Below are 18,687 nucleotides of genomic sequence, written 5' to 3' on the forward strand. Positions count from 1 at the left end.
GCATCTCACCAGGGTGAGATGCCTTCTTTTTTAATCTTTCTTCAATCTTCGTGCAACACCATTCCCTAAAGACTGTAATCCTTGAACGAGGATAATTAAAATAAAGACGGTTGCATACATTACTTCAGGCTCGTAGCGTAAATGTCCGAAGCGGTATGCTAAATCCCCTAGCCCGCCAGCACCTACAAGGCCAGCCATTGCTGTTGCGCCGATTAAGCCGATCGTTGCGATTGTTAATCCGAGTACAAGGGAGGGACGTGCTTCTTTCACCATAACGTGCCAAATGATTTTTATAGTAGAAACGCCCATCGCTTGGTAGGCTTCAATGACACCGCGATCGACTTCTAGTAAAGCTGTCTCCATTAAACGTGCGATATAAGGGGCTGTGAAGACGACAAGCGGTACGATAACACCTTGCACGCCAATGGACGTTCCCATTAGAAACTTTGTAAAAGGTAAAATAAAGAATAATAGAATGATAAATGGAAGAGAGCGAATGATATTAATAATTGTATTAAGAATAGGATAGATGATTTTATTTTCACGCTGTCCACCAGGTCTCGTTAAAACAAGTGTGACGCCAAGTGGTAATGCAATAAGGATCGAGATGAGTAATGAGATAGATGTCATTTGAAAGGTTTGGATTGTGGCTTCCCATATGACTTTACCCCATTCATCCAAAAAGGACTTGTTTCCCATAATCTGTTCTACCTCCTTCTACGATGATTCCTTGCTCTTGTAAAAATGATAAAGCACGGTGGATTTCATTTTGTTCCCCTTGCATATGAACGACTAGTTTCCCATATGCTTCATGTTTTAACTGCGTAATATTACCGGATAAAATATTCGGATACACTTGGAAACGTTTTGTGGCAACGGCTAAGGCAGGTTCCCCTGAAGTAGTGCCAATAAATGAAAGTGTTACAATTTCTCCAGTACTTTGTAGTTCTTTCTGTACCTCTTTTGGAATTTTCGCTGCAAATGCGCTATTTACAAATTTCTTCGTGGTTACATGTTGTGGGTTTGTGAAAATATCTTTTACAGTCCCACTTTCGACTACAGATCCATGTTCCATAACAGCAACGCGGTCACATATACGCTGGATGACATTCATTTCATGTGTAATGAGTAAAATCGTAATTCCGATTTCTTCGTTAATCTTTAATAACAAATCAAGGATAGAATCGGTTGTTTCGGGATCTAATGCGCTCGTTGCTTCATCACTTAATAACACTTCAGGTTCATGTGATAGCGCACGAGCAATTGCAACACGCTGTTTTTGACCACCAGAAAGTTCGCTTGGATACGCATCTTTTCTATTAAAAAGATCGACAATGCGTAAATACTTTTCTACTCTTTTTTCAATTTCTGCTTTTGGAATGCCAGCAAGCCGTAACGGTAATGCGATATTTTCATAAACGGTAACAGTTTTAAGTAAATTGAATCCTTGGAAGATCATTCCGATTTTTTGTCTCGATTTTGCTAGTTCTTTTGTCGATAACGTTGTTAAGTCTTGTTCGTTTACAATGATATTTCCTGTCGTTGGTTTTTCTAATAAATTTACACATCGAATCAATGTACTTTTACCAGCGCCACTATACCCAATGATTCCAAATACCTCGCCTTTTTCTACTTTAAGGGAAGTAGACTTAAGAGCCTCAACATTCCCTTTTTTTGTTGTAAATACTTTGGATATGTTTTTTAATTCAATCATTATCGTAAGCTCCTACCAAGATGGTAAAACTGAACCATCAAATTTTTTCTCGATAAACTCTTTTACTTCTTTAGATTGATAAGCTTTCTTTAATTTGTTTACAACGGCATCATCTTTATTTTCAGTACGAACAACGACCCAGTTCACATATGGTGAATCTTTTCCTTCGCGGAAGATAGAATCTTTCGCTGGACTTAATTTTGCACCTAATGCAAAGTTTGTGTTAATTGCAGCTGCTTTCACTTCACTTAGTTGTGTTGGTAATTGAGATGCCTCTAATTCGACAATCTTTAATTTTTTTGGATTTTCAATTACATCTTTTGCAGTCGCTTTTTCTGTAGCCTTTGGATCAACTTTTAAAACCCCTGCTTTTTCAAATAATTTTAAAGCTCGAAGTTCATTCGTTGGGTCATTTGGTACAGCAATTGCGTCGCCCTCTTTTAAGTCTTTTACATCTTTTATATCTTTAGAATATACGCCCATAGGGAATGTTACTGTTGAAAATACTTCAGCTAATTTCATATTGCGTTCAGCTTTAAATACATCTAAATACGATTTCGTTTGGTAGCTATTTACATCAAGGCTTTTTTCATCTAAAGATACGTTTGGCGCTACATAATCATTAAATACTTTTATATCAATTTCGAGACCATCTTTTGCTGCAACTTCTTTTACCTTTTCAAAAATTTGTTCATGTGGTCCACCTGTTACACCGACAGTAATCTTTTTCTCGTCTAATGCTTTTACCTCTTTATCTGAACTCACGCTACATGCGCCTAATAATAATACTGCTCCGCTTACAATGCTTAATAATACCTTTTTCATCTATAAATCCCCCCTTCATATACGTTCCAAAATAAAAAGCACCTCCCAAAAATAAGAGAGGTGCCGAATAGACGAAATAGATTCCTCTCTTATCTTCCAAAACGAAAACTCGTTTTGCAGGAATTAGCACCTTAGCTTATACGTCATAAGCTCGGTTGCCGGGCATCATCGGGCCAGTCCCTCCGCCACTCTTGATAAGAGTATGTGTATGTAGTTTTGAATATGGTACTAATAGTAAATCGTACAAAAAGAATTGTCAATGATATTTTCTGAATATATTTTATTTTAAGATAATCGAAACATTCCCCTTTTTATGTCCTTTTTCTACATATATATGAGCTTCAGCAATTTCTTCTAATCGGTAAGTTCTATCAATAACAGGTTTTAGCTTTTCTGTTTCAGCTAGTTGTTTTAGTAGGTTCATATCTTCTTTACTGACCTTTGCCATCATTCCGTTCACAGATACATATTTTCCATTAGGCATTAATGCATCTGTACAAAGAGACTTTTTATATTTTCCAACTGCATCAAATATAATATCGTAGTGCTCGCCCTGCTTAGTAAAATCTTCTTTCATATAATCAATTATGTTGTCTGCCCCTAAAGTTGTTACTAGATCGAAATTCGAACTACTACAAATGGCTGTGACAGTCGCCCCGAAGTATTTAGCAAGTTGTATGGCAGCTGTCCCTACTGACCCAGAGGCGCCGTATATAAGTACTCGTTGCCCTTTTTTTATCTGTCCTTTTCTAAGGAAGTGCAATGCTGAAGTTCCGCCAAAAGGAATAACGGCAGCTTCTTCATATGTCACATTGGTAGGTTTTAATGCTATTAATCCACTTTCATGCACGCATGTGTATTCCGCATAACCACCAAGGTTTAGTTCTGTTAATGCAAAAACTTGATCTCCTTTTTTAAATTGTGTTACATCTGTTCCAATGTCTTCGATTTCACCGGATAACTCTACGCCAAGTATAGGTTTTCTTGGTTTTCTGAAACCTAATATGATCCGCATAGGAATCCAAAATAAGAGGGGGCTATTAAAGCCACGTATTCTACAATCTCCAGTCGATACACTTGTTGCGTGAATTTTAACTAATACTTCATTTTTTTTAGGTTTAGGCTTTTCTACATTTTGAAGCTGGAGAACATTAGGTGGTCCGTACTTTGTACAAATAATCGCTTTCATAATGACCTCCTGAAATGAGTTGTTATTATTTACATCATATTTAAACTTTTTCTCAAACATGTTGTTATATAGGAAATAAATTTAAAGATAAATATTACGAATTATATAGATTTCATAGGAAAAGAGATGATATTATTTTTGGGAAGGAGGGGACGTTATGAAAAAACTTATTTTAATTTCAAGTTTAGTACTTGCAGTCGGTCTAGGAGTAGGGTGTAGTAATGAGAAAACAAAAAAGACTGACGAACCGAAAAAAGAAGCTGTGCAGAAAGAAAAGGAATTAACAGCGAAGGATGTTTTTAATAAAGCGAATGAAGCTTTTAAAAACGAAGAAAATGTAACGATGACATATGATGTGGGAATAAAGGCTGAAGGAACAGAGATGAATGTAATAAAGGCTAAAATGCAACTAGAGCCGAAGAAAAAAAATTCTCGTTCTGAAATGAATGTTTCTGGTACAGAGGTTGTTGTTTATGATGTGGGTGGCAAAATTGCTGGTCAGTTGAAAAATCCTAATACGGGTGAAATTATGTCTGTACCAGAGGAACAATTGAATGCTAACGGAATGAACGCGACTCAAGGAATGGTAGATAATTTAGAGATTCCATCGGAAATTTTAAATAAAGTGAAGATGGAGAAAAGTGGAGATAATTATAAGCTGAAGTTTGCATTAAAGGGGCAAGAGACAGAGAGTATGCTAGCTAGTATGGATGAAAAGCAGAAACAAATGCTACAAGGCCAAAATGCAAAGATAGAAGAAATAGATGGGGAATATATTATTACAAAAGATTTTAAATATGAATCAGCAAAGATAGATATGGTTATGAGTAGCAATGGTGAGGATAAAGCGCACATTATTACGGATGCAAAGTTTACATCGTATGATAAATTTGATCCAATACAATTGCCAGCAGCAAAGTAATCACTGTCAAGAGAGGTACCTGAAAGAAAGGGTATCTCTTTTTGTTGCTAATAAGGAGAGTGTCCTTTGAAAAAAAGAAAGATAGCAGCGGTCATTGTCGCATATACGGTTTTGCTTGCAACGTCTGTACATACGTATAAAAAACAAATTGATCATCCTATTATGAGTGATGTAGGTAAATTGCTTCCGACAAAAATAAAACGTGTTGAAAGTGCTACGGAAGAGCACTCGTTAATAAAATTAGTGCGAGATGCAAAAGTTTCAGGAGAGAAAATTTCCATTGCAGGCATGCAACATAGCCAAGGAGGACAGACATATTATCCGAATGGCACGATGCTCGATATGAAAGGATATAATAAAATATTAGAATTTGATCCAGAGAAGAAGCGGATTACAGTTCAAAGTGGTGTCACCTGGAATGATATTCAGAAGAAAATAAATCCTTATGGCCTTGCGGTACAGGTCATGCAGTCTCAAAATATTTTTACTGTTGGCGGTTCATTAAGTGTAAATGTACACGGGCGTGATATTCGTCATGAGGCACTGATTGATACAGTAGATTCATTTAGATTGTTAATGGCAGATGGCACGGTACGTAATGTAAGTAGAGAAGAAAATGCAGAGTTATTTCCATATGTCATTGGGGGTTACGGTTTATTTGGAGTTATTTTAGATGTGACGCTGAAGTTAACAGATGATGAATTATATGAAATGCACACGAGAATGATAGATTATAAAGAATACGCATCTTATTTCAAAGAGAAAGTGAAAAGAGATGAGAATGTTCGTATGCACTTAGCGCGTATTTCTGTTGCTCCAAATTCATTTTTAAAAGAGATGTATGTGACAGATTATACTTTGGCACAAAATCAAAATATGAGAGAAGAGTACAGTGAATTAAAGGAAGAAAATATTATAGCTGCACCGAAATTTTTACTTGGGTTATCACGTTATAGTGATTGGGGAAAGAATACATTTTGGGATATACAAAGAGGTTATTTTGAACGTACAGATGGAAAGTATGAGACGCGTAATAACGTTATGAGATCAGATAGTGCTTTTATGGAATATGAAAATCCAAATAGGACCGAAGTGTTACAAGAATACTTTGTGCCTATAGATGCTTTCACAGAGTATATAGATGATTTACGTAACGTATTAAATGAAGAAGAGTTTAATTTACTCAACATTACGATTCGTTACGTGGAAAAGAATGAAAATGCAGTTTTGTCCTATGCGAAAGATGATATGTTTGCGCTGGTTCTTTTGATTAACCAGGGACGCTCAGAGAGTGAGATAAAGAAAACAGAGGATGTCATTCGAAAGATGATTGATATTACTTTAAAGCATAATGGTAGTTACTATTTGCCGTATTATTCTTATCCAACGAAAGAGCAGTTAAAGAGGGCATATCCTCGCATTGAAGAATTTCTCAAGAAAAAGAAGGAAGTAGATTCAGAAGAGAGATTTGTGAATTTATTTTATAGGGAGTATACGAAATGACATATAGAAGATTTGTGGCTTCGCAAAGTATCATCATGATGGCAGGAAGTATGGTATTTCCTTTTTATATATTATTGCTTCGAAACGTCGGAAATAGCTTCTCGCAATTTGGCTGGGCGTATGGCTTATTTGCTTTAACATCAGCACTTGTATATCCACTAGTGGGAAAGGTATCTGATCAAGTAGGGGATAAAAAATTATTAATCATATACGCTTGGTCCATGGCAATCTTAATGCTTTGCTTTCCAATTGCCACGGAAGTTTGGCATGTGTATATTCTTCAAATTGTAATGGGCGTTTTAGGTGCTGTGCAGCGTAATACTGAGAAGACTTCGTTAGCACGAAAGGTTGCGCAGGAAAAGGCTGGTTATGAGATTGGAAAATACCATGTGTGGACATCCATTGGCGGAGCAGTAGCGGTTATTGCCACGGGATATTTAGTAGATTTCTTTACGATTGGTACAATTTTTTATATTGCATCTATTCTATATGTAGTGAGCGGGATTGTATTAAGTAGTAAAAAAATATAACTATTCCTATTTTCACCTTAATAACCTTTATTTGTTATACTAAAAGGGAATACAAAAGAAAAGGGGACAGTGCCTTTGATGAAATTTGTAGTTTTAGCTATTCTTACTTTGTTTTTGATTCCATGGACAAGAAGTAGTAGTAAGCTTCGAGCAGTGGATAAGAAGGGAGATAAGAAGGTTGTAAAGGGTAAGAAATCATCTATTTTAGTTATTCCTGTTTTATTTTGGATAGGTATTGCAATCTATGAATACTTTTGGCTAATTGATGATCGAGTAGATTCGATTCTTACTCATTATTCTGTTGCAGTAGCAATTTTAATTGGGCTTGTTTTATTTTCACAAGATCAAATAGGGAAATTAGAAGGTGCATTAAAAGGACTTCTAATGTTTATTTTACTCGCAAGTTACGGCTACTTTGGTTATTTGCACGATATAGTAATCTCGCAAAAGAAATATGATTCTGTTGTTAAGGTAGAGAAAGATATTTCAGAGCCATTTACTGAAAATGACCAGCCGTTTACAGTGCCGCCAAAGACAGCGGAGAATAAGATGAAAAAAGTATTTGGTGATATTCCAAAAGTAGCTTATTTTGAGCTAGGAGAATTAACGCCACAAATGGTAAACGGCGAAGCTTTATATGTAGCGCCGATTGAAGTTTCAGGGTTTTTTAAAGCACGTAAAGCTGAGACAATTCCAGGGTATGTAACGATGTCAGGTACGAATCCTGATGCGGAAGCGAAACTGCACCTCGGTTATAAAATGAAATATGTGCCAAGCATGTTTTTTGGTAATAATTTAGAGCGTGTGGTAAGGCAAGCAGAACCAAATTTAATCTTTAAAGGAAAACCTAAATTTGAGGTTGATGATAAAGGAAAACCATATTATACAATGACGTACGGTGAATTTATTTCAGGAAGATCTGGATTTGAGGTAGAAGGTGTTGTCGTAGTAGATGCACAAACAGGTGAAGTGAAAAGATATGATAAAGGAAAGGCACCTAAATTTGTTGATGGTGTATTAAATCATGAGACTGCATCTACGTTAAATACGTACTTTGGTAAATATATTCACGGATTTTGGAATACGAAATTCTCACAAACAGATATGAAAATTCCGACTGAGTGGGGAACGAAAGAAGGCGTGACCCCGATTTTTGGTAAAGATGGAACACTGTATTATTTTACAGACTTTACTTCTCCAAAAGAAGGAGTAGATTCAGCTCTAGGCTATTCATTAGTAGATGCACGCACAGGCAAGCTATATTATTATAATGGAAAAGAAGTAAAGGGGATTATGGATGGTTCAGCAGCTACAGAAGTAGTGGATAATTCCTTTAAGAGAGAGAAATGGCATGGGACAATGCCTGTCATTTATAACGTATACGGAAAACCAGCTTGGATTATTCCGGTTGTTGATGACGGAGGCCTAGTACGTGCGCATACAGTTGTATATGCTGCTAATGCAAAAATATTTGCGACAGGTTCTTCGCAGAAAGAAGCGCTTGAGAATTATAAAAACGTAATGAGCGGTAATGGTGATACATTTAGACCAACCTCAACAGGAAAAGAAGCGCAAAAAGAAGGTATTGTACAACGTGTATATAAAGAAAAATCAGGTGAAAATACAATCGTGTACGTACTTTTAGAGAATGAACAAAAGGTATTTATGATACCAGTGAAGAAATTCCCATATGCTATGTTTACAGAAGTAGGAGACCCAATTCAAATTACATATTTAGATACGGGAGAGACGATGGCCTCGGTATCTAAATTTACGAATAGCAATGTGAAAAAGTAAAGCGGTAGAATTTCTATCGCTTTTTTTACATTATGAAAGAGGAAAATGCACTGTACTTGACGTATGTTTATGATGTAACTATAATTGTTACGATTCAGTGTGTATAGGAAAGGGTGAATTGAAAAAGTGAATGAAGTTAATCACGAAATATATAAACCTGTAAAGGCAAACAGGTTGTGGATGATTCTTGTATTAGGGACACTTACGGCGATTGGGCCATTATCTATTGATATGTATTTGCCTTCATTACCGAAGTTAACGGATGACTTGCAAACAGGTGCATCGCTAGCGCAGCTTACATTAACAGCTTGTTTGCTTGGGTTGTCAGTAGGGCAATTATTTGTTGGCTCAATTAGTGATATTTACGGAAGACGCAAACCACTTATTATTGCTCTTATTATTTATGTTGCTTCTTCTTTACTTTGTGCTGTTGCGCCATCTATTTGGACATTAGTATTATTGCGCTTCCTACAAGGAGCTTCAGGATCAGCCGGGATTGTTATATCACGTGCGATGGTAAGAGATATGTACTCAGGTTCTGAAATGACGAAGTTTTTCTCACTGCTTATGTTAGTAAACGGAGCAGCACCTATTTTGGCACCGATTATTGGGGGTCAATTGTTACAGTTTACAACGTGGCGCGGTGTTTTCATCGTTCTTGGAGCAATTAGCGTATTCATGTTAATCTCAGCTACTTTTGTATTGCGTGAAACATTACCTCCTGAAGAAAGAGAAACGGGTGGTTTGTCAGGGACTTTGGCGACGTACGGAAAATTGTTAAAGGACCGTCTGTTTATGGGATATGCATTGTCACAAGGATTAGTAACAGCGGCAATGTTTGCATACATTTCGGGCTCACCATTTGTGTTGCAGAACATATACGGAGCATCACCACAGCAATTTAGTTTATTCTTTGCGATTAACGGCATCGGTATTATTATTGCTAGTCAGGTAACGGGTCGTTTAGCGGGGAAAGTGAATGAGAAGACATTATTTGTTGCGGGTATTATTATCGCAGCTGTTGGTGGTCTATCTTTACTACTGACAATCGTATTAGGAATAGGTTTAATTGGTGTTTTATGTTCGTTATTCCTTGTCGTATCAAGTGTCGGGGTTGTATCAACAACTGGGTTTTCATTAGCGATGAGAAATCAGAAACAAGCTGCAGGAACAGCATCAGCTTTATTAGGTTTATTACAGTTTATTTCAGGAGCTCTTGTTGCTCCGCTAGTAGGTATCGGTGGAAGTAATACAGCATTACCGATGGGTATTGTTATTGCGCTTTGTGAAGTAGGAGCAGTGTTATGTTATCTATTTATGGCCAGAAGAAGTGAGAAGCAGTTTGAACTGCAGCAAAAACAAAATCTAGAGGCTTAACAAAAAAGAACTGATTCAAAGGGAATATTTGAATCAGTTCTTTTTTCATTTCTTTGAAATACCTCATACAGTTTTGTAAGGTGATGTAGTAAAGCATTGCAAAAGTTATTTGTATAAAGTGACGATACTGTGACAAACATGTTGGTATATATATTACGGTGTCGTCTTAAGTGTAAAAAGTAGGATGTTCTCGGTATAATAACAAGTGGAGATAAAAGAAACTATAATGAGTAATAGTTGTAGATAAAAGGAGAAGAAGAGATGAAGAAGGTTTTGGGTATTGCCGTAATGGGAGGAATGCTCCTTCTAGCAGGATGTAATGGAAATAAAGATACGAAAGAACCGAAAGAAAAGGTAGAGCAATCTACAGAACAAACAGAAGAGATGAAAGAATACCGTGCAGTACATGAAAAATACGATATGAAAATGAATAAAGAAATTAATAAAGCACTGCAGTTATTTGAAGTAGCAAAAGAAAAGGGCGGTAAGGAAATAACGACTGCTACATATAAAGAAGATGTGCAAAAGGTAACAACGAGCATGTTAGAAGATATTGATCATATACGTAAAGAAATTCGTGTTCCGAAGTCGAAAGAGCAAGAACATGAAGTATATGTTGGTTTCTTGAATGAATCGGAGCAAGCAATGAAAAAATTACAGAAGTTAGCTAAAGAAGAAGATTCATCGTTGATTCGTGATATAGAAATTAATTTTGCAACAGCATCGACATACTATAAACGTTTTCAAGCAGAAACGAAAAAATAACCTTGCCTGTGCAAGGTTATTTTTTCTTCTTACCATCTTCATCTTCATCCTCGGATACTAATACCTTCTGCTCTTCGTGAAATTTGGAAATAGTTTGCCCGGTAATATTATCGAAAGGAGTATAAAAAAAGTAATACGTTTCTTTTTAATAAAGAGTTTATAGAAGCCGATGATGACAAGTATAACGATTGTTAAGGGTAATCCTATAGTAGCAAGAAGTAAGGGGTCCATCTTATAACTCCTTTAACATCATTTCTTTTTATTATAAGCTGAAAAATGTAATTTCGATAAATGGATTAAAAACTGATTTTTCTAAATATACCCAATTTGATTGACTTTTCATTTTTTCAGAATTATAATTCGAAATATACAATTTGAACCAAATAATAATATAGCAATTTACTTATCCAGAGAGGTAGAGGGACTGGCCCTATGACACCTCAGCAGCGGGTTCTGTAGTAGGAACACCGTGCTAATTCCAGCAAGCAAGTCTTGAAAGATAAGTGATGGGCCTTTGTTTATTAAGCCTTGATCTTATTTTTTAAGATCAAGGCTTTTTGTATTCTAAAAAGAGAAAAGGGAGTAATGGAAAAAGTACGTTCATAAAACTAAGTAAATATATGTGTTTAGGGGGTTATTGAAGTGTATGTAATTAAAAAATTATCAGTTATGGTGTTCACGCTATGGGTTATTACGACGGTGACATTTCTAATTATGCATATTATTCCGGGGGATCCATTTTCATCAGATGCAAAAATCTTTCCTGAAGAAGTGATCCAAAACATGAGAGCGAAGTATCACCTTGATGAACCGTTGTGGAATCAATATGTGGCTTATTTAGACGGTGTAGTTCATTTTGATTTTGGTGAATCTGTTCAATCAACCGGGCAAGGTGTATCAGAAATTATAACAACTGGCTTTGGTCCATCAGCAATTATTGGTCTACAAGCACTTGTTATTTCGTTGTTAGTCGGAATTGCTGCAGGTACATTTGCTGCTCTATATCATGGGAAAGTAATTGACTATAGTGTGAGTTTGCTCGCAATTCTAGGTATTTCTATTCCAAGTTTTATTTTAGCACCACTATTTATACAAGTATTCGCTATTCAATTCGAGCTTTTACCAGTAGCCTCTTGGGGAACATTCGAACATACAGTATTGCCATCCTTTGCGTTAGCGTTAGGGCCAATCGCAGTGATTACAAGGTTTGTTCGTTCTAATATGATCGAAGTACTGCAGAGTGATTATATTAAGTTAGCAAGAGCAAAAGGCATACCAATTAAGAAGATTATTATAAGACACGCTCTTCGAAATGCGATTGTTCCAGTACTTACATTTGTTGGACCGTTAATGGCTGGACTCTTAACGGGGACTTTCGTTATTGAAAAAATCTTTTCAATTCCTGGCCTAGGAAAATATTTTGTAGATAGTATTTTTAACCGAGACTATCCGGTGATTATGGGAACAACAATTTTCTATAGTGCATTATTAATTACTTGTATTTTCATTACAGATATTATTCACCGTATTGTTGATCCACGTATTCGTTCTATTACGTAAGGAGGGGGATGTTTAGATGGGGGCTTATGAAATTAATGACCAGTTATTAACAAATGAAGAGAAAAAAGAATTAACGATAAATAAAAATCAGCAAACGATTAGCAGAAAGAAAGAAGTGTTTCGTAAGTTTATATCGAATCCAATCGCAGTTTTAGGAACAGTGACGTTATTGCTAATTATTGTTTTCTCGCTTATTGGCGAAAGTTTAACTTCATTTACTGCGAGTGAACAAGTAAAAGAGGCAACAAATTTACCGCCGAGTAGTGAACATTGGTTTGGAACAGATGATCTAGGGAGAGATATTTGGGCACGTACTTGGGCTGGTGGGAAGATTTCACTAACAGTTGGATTAGTAGCAGCTGCCCTCGATATAGGGCTCGGTGTACTGATTGGTGGATTTAGTGGATATGTGAGAGGGCGTAATCGCCTTGGAACGTTAATTGATGAGTGGATTATAAGAGGAATTGAAGTATTATACGGCATCCCATATTTATTAATTGTTATTTTACTATTAATTGTTATGAAACCAGGTCTTTTCACCATTATTATCGCCCTTGCATTAACGGGATGGATTGGAATGGCTCGTCTCATTCGAGCACAAGTATTGTCTTTAAAACAACGAGAGTTTGTTATTGCAGCAGAGCGATTAGGTACATCACATATGAAAATTATATATGGGCATTTAATTCCGAATTTAACAGGGATTATTATCGTCAATTTATCATTTACAATTCCAGCAGCTATTTTTTCAGAATCATTTTTAAGCTTTATAGGACTTGGGGTACAATCACCAGCGGCAAGTTGGGGGACGATGACGAATGATGCACTCGGGACATTATTGAGCGGAGAATGGTGGCAGCTATTTTTCCCAGCAATCATGATTGCACTCATTATGTTCGCATTTAATGCAATTGGTGATGGTTTGCAAGATGCAATTGATCCAAAAATCGTCAAACGGAATCGAAAGGAGAAAAAACATGGGACAAATCTTATCTTTAGAAAACGTAACGTTAGCCGTTGAAAAAGAGAATAGTAAGCAAGCAATTGTGAAACATGTTTCCTTTTCTATTAACGAAGGTGAAATAGTTGCACTTGTAGGAGAAAGTGGTTCAGGAAAAAGTGTTACAGCACAATCCATTATCGGCTTGAATCAAGAATTAATTCATATCGATGATGGAAATGTATCTTTCCAATCAAAGGAATTAACGAATTTACAAGAATCAGAATGGAATCAAATTCGCGGAAAAGATATTTCCTTTATATTTCAAGATCCGCTTTCATCTTTAAACCCAACGATGAAGGTAGGCAAACAAATTACAGAAGTAATTTTGCAACATGGGGAAAAGTCGAAAAGAGAGGCAAAGGGAATTGCGATTAACTTGTTAACAGATTTAGGGATACATGAAGCAGAGAAACGCTTTGAACAGTACCCACATCAATTAAGCGGGGGGATGAGGCAGCGTATTTGTTTAGCAATTGCGTTTGCTTGTCATCCAAAGCTTGTAATTGCAGACGAGCCGACAACAGCGTTAGATGTAACGATTCAGAAACAAATTATGGGGCTATTAAAAGAAAGAAAAGAAAAACAAAATACGAGTATTTTATTAATTACACATGATTTGGCACTTGTACGTGAGGTAGCTGATCGAGTAGTTGTTATGTACGGGGGACGTGTTGTTGAAAAAGGAACGATACAGGAGGTAATAGGTTCTCCTAAACATCCATATACGAAAAGCTTATTACAAGCAATTCCGAATATGGATGTTTCCGAAAAGGTATTACGTGCTATAGAAGGAACGACACCTTCCATTGAAACATTAAATAGCTTTGGTTGTCCTTTTGTAAATCGTTGTCCAGTAGCCATAAAAGAATGTATTCATCGTTTCCCAGAGAGAACAACGTATTCTAAGGAGCATAGTTCACATTGCTGGCAGCATGTTCTGGAGCATAATAAAGCGAAATCAAAAGAGAAGGTGAATGCCTCATGACGACAGATTTAATTACTGTAAAGCAAGTAACGAAAACATATGGAAGTAAAAGTAAAGAAATCACAGCGTTAAAAGATATATCACTTTCTATCCCGAAAGGAACAACACTTGGCATTATTGGTGAAAGTGGTTCAGGAAAAACAACACTTGGAAAGCTCATAGCAGGGATTGAGAGTCCAACGTTTGGTGAAATTGATTATAACGGTCAAGTTGTTCACATGCTGAAGTCAGCTCATAAGCGAGATTTTTTACAGAAAGTACAGTTCATTTTTCAAGATTCTACAGCTGCATTAAATCCGCGCTGGAAAATACGCGATAGCGTAACGGAGGGTTATATTTCATTCGGTTTAGGTGATAAAGGATTGAAGGATAAAGTAGCGGGTGATGCCCTGGAGCGTGTTGGATTAGATAGAAGATATATTGATCGATATCCGCATGAATTTAGCGGAGGACAACGTCAACGTATCGCTATTGCAAGAGCGTTATTGTGTGAGCCAGAAGTATTGATTCTTGATGAACCAATTTCAGCATTAGACGTTTCATTGCAAATTCAAATTGTACATCTGCTGCAAAAAATCCAAAAAGAACAAGGTTATACATATTTATTCATCGCTCACGATTTACCGATGGTTCACTATTTATGTGAAAAAGTAGCTGTCTTATACAAAGGAGAACTTGTTGAATTTGGAAATACGGACGAAGTATTCCGTAATCCACAACATTCTTATACAAAAACATTATTAGCATCAACACCAAAAATTTCAGGTTAAAGGAGAATGTAGGATGAAGAAGTTTTTACTGTTTGTCATTATGACTGTTTTAGCAATTACTTCTGTTGCTTGCGGTAAGAAAGAAACGCCAAAGGCGAGTGCTGGTAAGGGAGAAGGCGATCGATTAGTAACGAATATTAGTAGTGATCCATATACACTTGATTCTGCTATTGCAACAGATAGCACGTCAGGTTATATAATTGGGCAGTTGTTTTCAAGTTTATATACGCAAGATAGTGATGGGAAATATCAAAATGAATTAGCGGAGAAAGAAGAAGTAAATGCTGATGGAACTGAATATACAATTCATTTGAAGAAAGATATTAAATGGTCAGATGGTTCGCCTATTACAGCAAATGATTTTGAATTTGCATGGAAGCGATTATTAAATCCAAAAACGGGTTCTATGAATGCGACAGAAATGTATTTTATTAAAGGGGCAGAGGCGTATAATACTGGGAAAGGTGAAGAGGGGCAAGTTGGTATTCAAGTTGTTGATCCTCAAACATTAAAGGTAACCCTTGAACACCCAGTTGCTTCTATTAAACAAAAACTAGCAAGCTCACTATTTATTCCATTAGCTAAAAAGTCGATTGATGATAATAATAAATTAAAAACAGATCCAAAAGAGTTAATTACGAATGGGCCATTCACGTTAAAAGAGTGGAAGCATAACCAGGCTATTACAGTACAAAAAAATAAAGAATTCTATGATAAAAAGGTAACTCTAAAAGAAATTGAGTTTCGTATTATTCCAGACTCTAAAACAGCGTATCAATTATTTAAATCCAAAGAATTAGATTTACTAAGTGGTTTACCACAAGAGATGATCGAAAAAGAAAAAGGAAATAAAGAATATAAGCGTGTTGCAGGTTTCTCTTCGTATATTTATTCGTTTAACGTAGAAAAAGAGCCGTTTACAAATGCGAAGGTACGTAAAGCATTTTCATTAGCGGTTGATCGTAAATTTATCGTTGAAAAATTGTATAAAAATAATGCGCAAGAAGCATATGCATTCGTTCCAGAAGGAGCAAAAACACAAAGTGGCCGTGATTTCCGTAAAGAAAAAGGTGATTACGTTAAATTTGATCCAGCAGAAGCGAAAAAGTTATTAGAAGAAGGCATGAAAGAACAAGGCTGGTCTACATTACCTGAAGTAACATTAAAATTCACTACAGATACACAACATAAAAAAGTAGCAGAAGCAATGCAAGAAATGTTTAAGAAAAATCTTGGCGTAGATATTAAATTAGAAAATAAAGAGTGGAAGAGTTACATCGACACATACAAGCAAAGTGATTTCCAATTAGCTTATATGGGATGGGGCGGCTCTTTATTAGATCCAATTACTAAACTAGATTTATATGCAGGTGATGGTCCGAATAACTATGCAAAGTGGCATAATAAAGAATTTGACGCTTTAATAAAAGAAGCAAAAGTTGAACAAAACGAGGATAAGCGCTTTGAATTATTACATAAAGCGGAAGATATTATGTTTACAGATTCACCATTAATCCCAATTATTTTCCCAAGTGCCTCATATTTACAAAAATCATCAGTATCTGGTGTCCAATTCATTATTGGTTCTAGTCCAGAATTAAGATACGCAAAAATTAAAAAATAAAGAAGTAGGCAACCGCCTACTTCTTTATTTTATTTCTCTTTTGTATTCTTTTTTCGTTCCATCAGAGAAGACAACTTCTAAATCAAATTTTTGATAGTCTTTATCAAGTTTGAACACATTCACTACTTGATCGATTACTTCTTGGTCAGCAGTATTTTTATCAAATTTTAATTCTTGTAAGAGTGGGCTTAATTTTGTGATAGCCTCGTCTCCTGTTAATTTTACATCTGCTTTATGATCTTCAATTTTTGCTTCCATTTTCTTATCAGCTGCTACATTTTTATAGTCTGCTTCGTAGTCTTTCTTTGTATCTTGGTAGTCTGCCTTTAAATCGAATTCATTGAAGTTTAGTTTTAAATCTGCAGGAGCCTCATTTTTTGCTTCTTCAGTCGTCTTTTTATTAGAAGTTGTGTCTTCTTTTGCAGGAGCTTTACATCCTGTTAATGCAGGTACTAGCATAAGAGCTAATAAAACTGATAGTAGAATTCTCATTATAAATTCCTCCTTATGTAAATTCGTTCTATACAAGTTTTTCCCAAAAACATGTAATTATGTATGTGTTGAAAATAAATTATTATTCTGTAGTTGCAAGGGCTAATCCGCAATTTAAATCAAAAAAGATTTGTATGTATATGGTAAATTGAAGTTGTGAGGGGGGGCTAAAATGCATGAAGAATATAAAGAGATAATAAAAAAATCAATTGAATATATAGAGAATCACTTACATGAGGAGCTTACAACAGAAAGAGTGGCATCTCACAGTGCAGTATCGATGTACCATTTTCATCGCATCTTTCAAAGATATGTTGGGATGAGTGTAACAGATTATATTCGAAAGAGAAGGTTAACTCATGCTGCGCAAGTTTTAGTGTCAACGGAGAGAGCTGTTATTGATATTGCAGTGCAATACGGTTTTTCCTCACAAGAGGCATTTACGAGAGCTTTTAAAAGAATGTTTCAATTGCCACCAAAGAAATATCGAAAGTACTTTCAGTCATTTTATATAGAAAGAGAGGGTGTTTCAATGCAAAAAGGTATACCGAAAGGATGGATCTTAAGTGGAAGTCATCCTGCTGAATATGAGATGGGTTTAGATTATGAAGTTGTCCATCAGGGGAAAGTATCTGCATACATAAAAGCAAAAGAGAATGTTACGCACGGAGGATTTTCAACATTAATGCAAATGTTCCGAGCGGATAAATATGTAGGAAAGAGATTACGTTTTACAGCATTTATTAAGAGTGAAAATGTAAGAGATTGGGCAGGATTGTGGATGCGAGTAGATGGAAAAGATACAGAACCGCTCGCTATGGATAATATGCAAAATCGCCCCATTAAAAATACGAATAACTGGCAATCGTACTCGGTTGTATTAGATATAAAAGAAGAAGCACTTGGTATTGCATTTGGTGTTTTATTATCAGGAGAAGGTTGTGTGTGGCTAGATAGTATTCGATTTGATGAAGTAGATGAAAAAATTCCTTCAACAGATTTGGCAGAGAACTTTTATGAAACACTTTTAGAAGAGCCGGTGAATCTACAATTTGAAGAAGTAGAAAAATAAAAAACAAGGAGAAAAGATATGCTCAAATATGTAAAACTAATAAGTATTAGTTTAGTAATATCGTCTTGTATTATGGGAGTTAATTATTTAGTTAGCTATCTTTGGTCAGGGCATATACCTTCTTTGACGTGGAGAACATATTTGATGTTTGTGTTTATATGTATGATGAGTTTTGGTTCAATGCAAAAAGAAGGAAAAGAGGATTATTGACAATAGTCTTCTTCGCCTTTCTTTCATTAACACAAATGGTTGTAACTGTTTTTGGAGATGCAGGTATGATTTTCAATATCATCTCACTATCGTTACAACTTGTAAGTTTGGGTGTAATTGTACCACATGAAATGCTTTCTAAAACATACCAAACAATCAGTGAATTATTTCCTGCAATATATGCAGGAAATGGCTATTATACAATAATATTTGGAGGAGTTAGTTTAGAAAGAAATATTATTTCATTATTAGTTATTGTATTGGTTATACAATTAGTAGCAGGTATGATTTTAGCTATAAAAGGAATGGCAAAGGGAAGAGGAAGCTCTGTAGTTAAAGTTGTATAAAA

General features: G+C 35.7%; 19 protein-coding genes, 1 pseudogene and 2 riboswitches. Of the genes and pseudogenes, 14 read left to right on the forward strand and 6 right to left on the reverse strand.

Annotation, left to right across the window (positions count from 1 at the left end):
- Positions 1-30: 30 nt before the first annotated feature.
- The 4 genes from D1166_RS21940 to D1166_RS21955 all read right to left on the reverse strand — a co-directional run bounded on the left by D1166_RS21940 (position 31) and on the right by D1166_RS21955 (position 3,728).
- Positions 31-699: a methionine ABC transporter permease gene (locus tag D1166_RS21940; RefSeq protein ID WP_000527151.1), complete on the reverse strand. Its 669-nt coding sequence runs from the start codon at positions 697-699 to the stop codon at positions 31-33.
- On the reverse strand, positions 674-1,714 hold the full coding sequence (locus tag D1166_RS21945) for a methionine ABC transporter ATP-binding protein (protein WP_000571318.1): 1,041 nt from the start codon (positions 1,712-1,714) through the stop codon (positions 674-676). The genes D1166_RS21940 and D1166_RS21945 overlap by 26 nt, the downstream gene beginning before the upstream one ends.
- A 12-nt stretch (positions 1,715-1,726) precedes the next feature.
- Positions 1,727-2,539, reverse strand: a complete 813-nt coding sequence (locus D1166_RS21950; RefSeq protein ID WP_000756992.1) for a MetQ/NlpA family ABC transporter substrate-binding protein — start codon at positions 2,537-2,539, stop codon at positions 1,727-1,729.
- 86 nt (positions 2,540-2,625) lie between these two features.
- Positions 2,626-2,740: riboswitch (SAM riboswitch) on the reverse strand.
- A gap of 79 nt (positions 2,741-2,819) precedes the next feature.
- Entirely contained in the window at positions 2,820-3,728 is a 909-nt protein-coding gene (locus D1166_RS21955) for an NAD(P)-dependent alcohol dehydrogenase (RefSeq protein WP_000643862.1), read from the reverse strand.
- Positions 3,729-3,885: 157 nt separating this feature from the next.
- Between D1166_RS21955 and D1166_RS21960 the strand changes: the two genes are divergently transcribed.
- The 6 genes from D1166_RS21960 (at position 3,886) to D1166_RS21985 (ending at position 10,622) form a co-directional block, all read left to right on the forward strand.
- Positions 3,886-4,650 (forward strand): DUF6612 family protein, encoded by a 765-nt coding sequence (locus D1166_RS21960; RefSeq protein ID WP_000733612.1) that lies wholly within the window; start codon positions 3,886-3,888, stop codon positions 4,648-4,650.
- Between the two features lie 66 nt (positions 4,651-4,716).
- Entirely contained in the window at positions 4,717-6,153 is a 1,437-nt protein-coding gene (locus D1166_RS21965; protein WP_000746276.1) for an FAD-binding oxidoreductase, read from the forward strand.
- A complete protein-coding gene (locus D1166_RS21970; protein WP_000222367.1) occupies positions 6,150-6,683 on the forward strand; it encodes an MFS transporter in 534 nt (177 codons plus the stop codon). The genes D1166_RS21965 and D1166_RS21970 overlap by 4 nt, the downstream gene beginning before the upstream one ends.
- A 78-nt stretch (positions 6,684-6,761) precedes the next feature.
- A complete protein-coding gene (locus D1166_RS21975; protein WP_084063802.1) occupies positions 6,762-8,480 on the forward strand; it encodes a DUF3981 domain-containing protein in 1,719 nt (572 codons plus the stop codon).
- Positions 8,481-8,597: 117 nt separating this feature from the next.
- A complete protein-coding gene (locus D1166_RS21980; protein WP_223153447.1) occupies positions 8,598-9,857 on the forward strand; it encodes a multidrug effflux MFS transporter in 1,260 nt (419 codons plus the stop codon).
- 261 nt (positions 9,858-10,118) lie between these two features.
- Complete coding sequence (locus D1166_RS21985; protein ID WP_000756517.1) at positions 10,119-10,622, forward strand: hypothetical protein; 504 nt, start codon at positions 10,119-10,121, stop codon at positions 10,620-10,622.
- A 16-nt stretch (positions 10,623-10,638) separates the two neighbouring features.
- Here the strand turns inward: D1166_RS21985 and D1166_RS21990 are convergent.
- A pseudogene (locus tag D1166_RS21990) lies at positions 10,639-10,853 on the reverse strand (DUF3951 domain-containing protein).
- A gap of 169 nt (positions 10,854-11,022) precedes the next feature.
- A riboswitch (SAM riboswitch) is annotated at positions 11,023-11,128 on the forward strand.
- Positions 11,129-11,264: 136 nt separating this feature from the next.
- On the opposite strand from D1166_RS21990, the gene D1166_RS21995 reads away from it, so the two are divergent.
- From D1166_RS21995 to D1166_RS22015, 5 genes are read left to right on the forward strand one after another with little or no spacing between them, the layout of a single operon-like run.
- On the forward strand, positions 11,265-12,182 hold the full coding sequence (locus tag D1166_RS21995; RefSeq protein ID WP_000289322.1) for an ABC transporter permease: 918 nt from the start codon (positions 11,265-11,267) through the stop codon (positions 12,180-12,182).
- 16 nt (positions 12,183-12,198) lie between these two features.
- On the forward strand, positions 12,199-13,203 hold the full coding sequence (locus D1166_RS22000) for an ABC transporter permease (RefSeq protein WP_000501529.1): 1,005 nt from the start codon (positions 12,199-12,201) through the stop codon (positions 13,201-13,203).
- On the forward strand, positions 13,160-14,170 hold the full coding sequence (locus D1166_RS22005; RefSeq protein ID WP_097842458.1) for an ABC transporter ATP-binding protein: 1,011 nt from the start codon (positions 13,160-13,162) through the stop codon (positions 14,168-14,170). The genes D1166_RS22000 and D1166_RS22005 overlap by 44 nt, the downstream gene beginning before the upstream one ends.
- Entirely contained in the window at positions 14,167-14,940 is a 774-nt protein-coding gene (locus D1166_RS22010) for an ABC transporter ATP-binding protein (RefSeq protein ID WP_000205679.1), read from the forward strand. Before D1166_RS22005 ends, D1166_RS22010 begins: the two co-directional genes overlap by 4 nt.
- A 13-nt stretch (positions 14,941-14,953) precedes the next feature.
- Positions 14,954-16,564, forward strand: a complete 1,611-nt coding sequence (locus tag D1166_RS22015; RefSeq protein ID WP_000714099.1) for a peptide ABC transporter substrate-binding protein — start codon at positions 14,954-14,956, stop codon at positions 16,562-16,564.
- Positions 16,565-16,588: 24 nt separating this feature from the next.
- On the opposite strand, the gene D1166_RS22020 is transcribed toward D1166_RS22015, so the two are convergent.
- Positions 16,589-17,056 carry a YusW family protein gene (locus D1166_RS22020; RefSeq protein WP_001221553.1) on the reverse strand — a complete coding sequence of 156 codons (468 nt, stop codon included), beginning with the start codon at positions 17,054-17,056 and terminating at the stop codon, positions 16,589-16,591.
- Between the two features lie 172 nt (positions 17,057-17,228).
- Here D1166_RS22020 and D1166_RS22025 point away from each other — a divergent pair, with 172 nt between their 5' ends.
- The 3 genes from D1166_RS22025 to D1166_RS22035 are packed head-to-tail and all read left to right on the forward strand — an operon-like array spanning position 17,229 to position 18,685.
- Positions 17,229-18,128 carry a helix-turn-helix transcriptional regulator gene (locus tag D1166_RS22025; protein WP_000544203.1) on the forward strand — a complete coding sequence of 300 codons (900 nt, stop codon included), beginning with the start codon at positions 17,229-17,231 and terminating at the stop codon, positions 18,126-18,128.
- A gap of 18 nt (positions 18,129-18,146) precedes the next feature.
- A complete protein-coding gene (locus D1166_RS22030) occupies positions 18,147-18,338 on the forward strand; it encodes a hypothetical protein (RefSeq protein WP_000922552.1) in 192 nt (63 codons plus the stop codon).
- Entirely contained in the window at positions 18,335-18,685 is a 351-nt protein-coding gene (locus D1166_RS22035; RefSeq protein WP_000156942.1) for an ABC-2 transporter permease, read from the forward strand. The genes D1166_RS22030 and D1166_RS22035 overlap by 4 nt, the downstream gene beginning before the upstream one ends.
- Positions 18,686-18,687 lie beyond the last annotated feature (2 nt).

The organism is Bacillus sp. ISO11 (assembly GCF_003458115.1).
Classification (GTDB): Bacteria; Bacillota; Bacilli; order Bacillales; family Bacillaceae_G; genus Bacillus_A; species Bacillus_A cereus.

Excerpts from the sequence above, each read along its gene's own strand:
- D1166_RS22030 (WP_000922552.1), top strand. The coding sequence starts at position 18,147 with ATGCTCAAATATGTAAAACTAATAAGTATTAGTTTAGTAATATCGTCT.
- D1166_RS22005 (WP_097842458.1), top strand. The coding sequence starts at position 13,160 with ATGGGACAAATCTTATCTTTAGAAAACGTAACGTTAGCCGTTGAAAAA.
- D1166_RS22000 (WP_000501529.1), top strand. The coding sequence starts at position 12,199 with ATGGGGGCTTATGAAATTAATGACCAGTTATTAACAAATGAAGAGAAA.
- D1166_RS21945 (WP_000571318.1), bottom strand. The coding sequence starts at position 1,714 with ATGATTGAATTAAAAAACATATCCAAAGTATTTACAACAAAAAAAGGG.
- D1166_RS21975 (WP_084063802.1), top strand. The coding sequence starts at position 6,762 with ATGAAATTTGTAGTTTTAGCTATTCTTACTTTGTTTTTGATTCCATGG.
- D1166_RS22025 (WP_000544203.1), top strand. The coding sequence starts at position 17,229 with ATGCATGAAGAATATAAAGAGATAATAAAAAAATCAATTGAATATATA.
- D1166_RS21960 (WP_000733612.1), top strand. The coding sequence starts at position 3,886 with ATGAAAAAACTTATTTTAATTTCAAGTTTAGTACTTGCAGTCGGTCTA.
- D1166_RS21970 (WP_000222367.1), top strand. The coding sequence starts at position 6,150 with ATGACATATAGAAGATTTGTGGCTTCGCAAAGTATCATCATGATGGCA.
- D1166_RS21950 (WP_000756992.1), bottom strand. The coding sequence starts at position 2,539 with ATGAAAAAGGTATTATTAAGCATTGTAAGCGGAGCAGTATTATTATTA.
- D1166_RS22010 (WP_000205679.1), top strand. The coding sequence starts at position 14,167 with ATGACGACAGATTTAATTACTGTAAAGCAAGTAACGAAAACATATGGA.
- D1166_RS21985 (WP_000756517.1), top strand. The coding sequence starts at position 10,119 with ATGAAGAAGGTTTTGGGTATTGCCGTAATGGGAGGAATGCTCCTTCTA.
- D1166_RS21955 (WP_000643862.1), bottom strand. The coding sequence starts at position 3,728 with ATGAAAGCGATTATTTGTACAAAGTACGGACCACCTAATGTTCTCCAG.
- D1166_RS21940 (WP_000527151.1), bottom strand. The coding sequence starts at position 699 with ATGGGAAACAAGTCCTTTTTGGATGAATGGGGTAAAGTCATATGGGAA.
- D1166_RS22020 (WP_001221553.1), bottom strand. The coding sequence starts at position 17,056 with ATGAGAATTCTACTATCAGTTTTATTAGCTCTTATGCTAGTACCTGCA.
- D1166_RS22015 (WP_000714099.1), top strand. The coding sequence starts at position 14,954 with ATGAAGAAGTTTTTACTGTTTGTCATTATGACTGTTTTAGCAATTACT.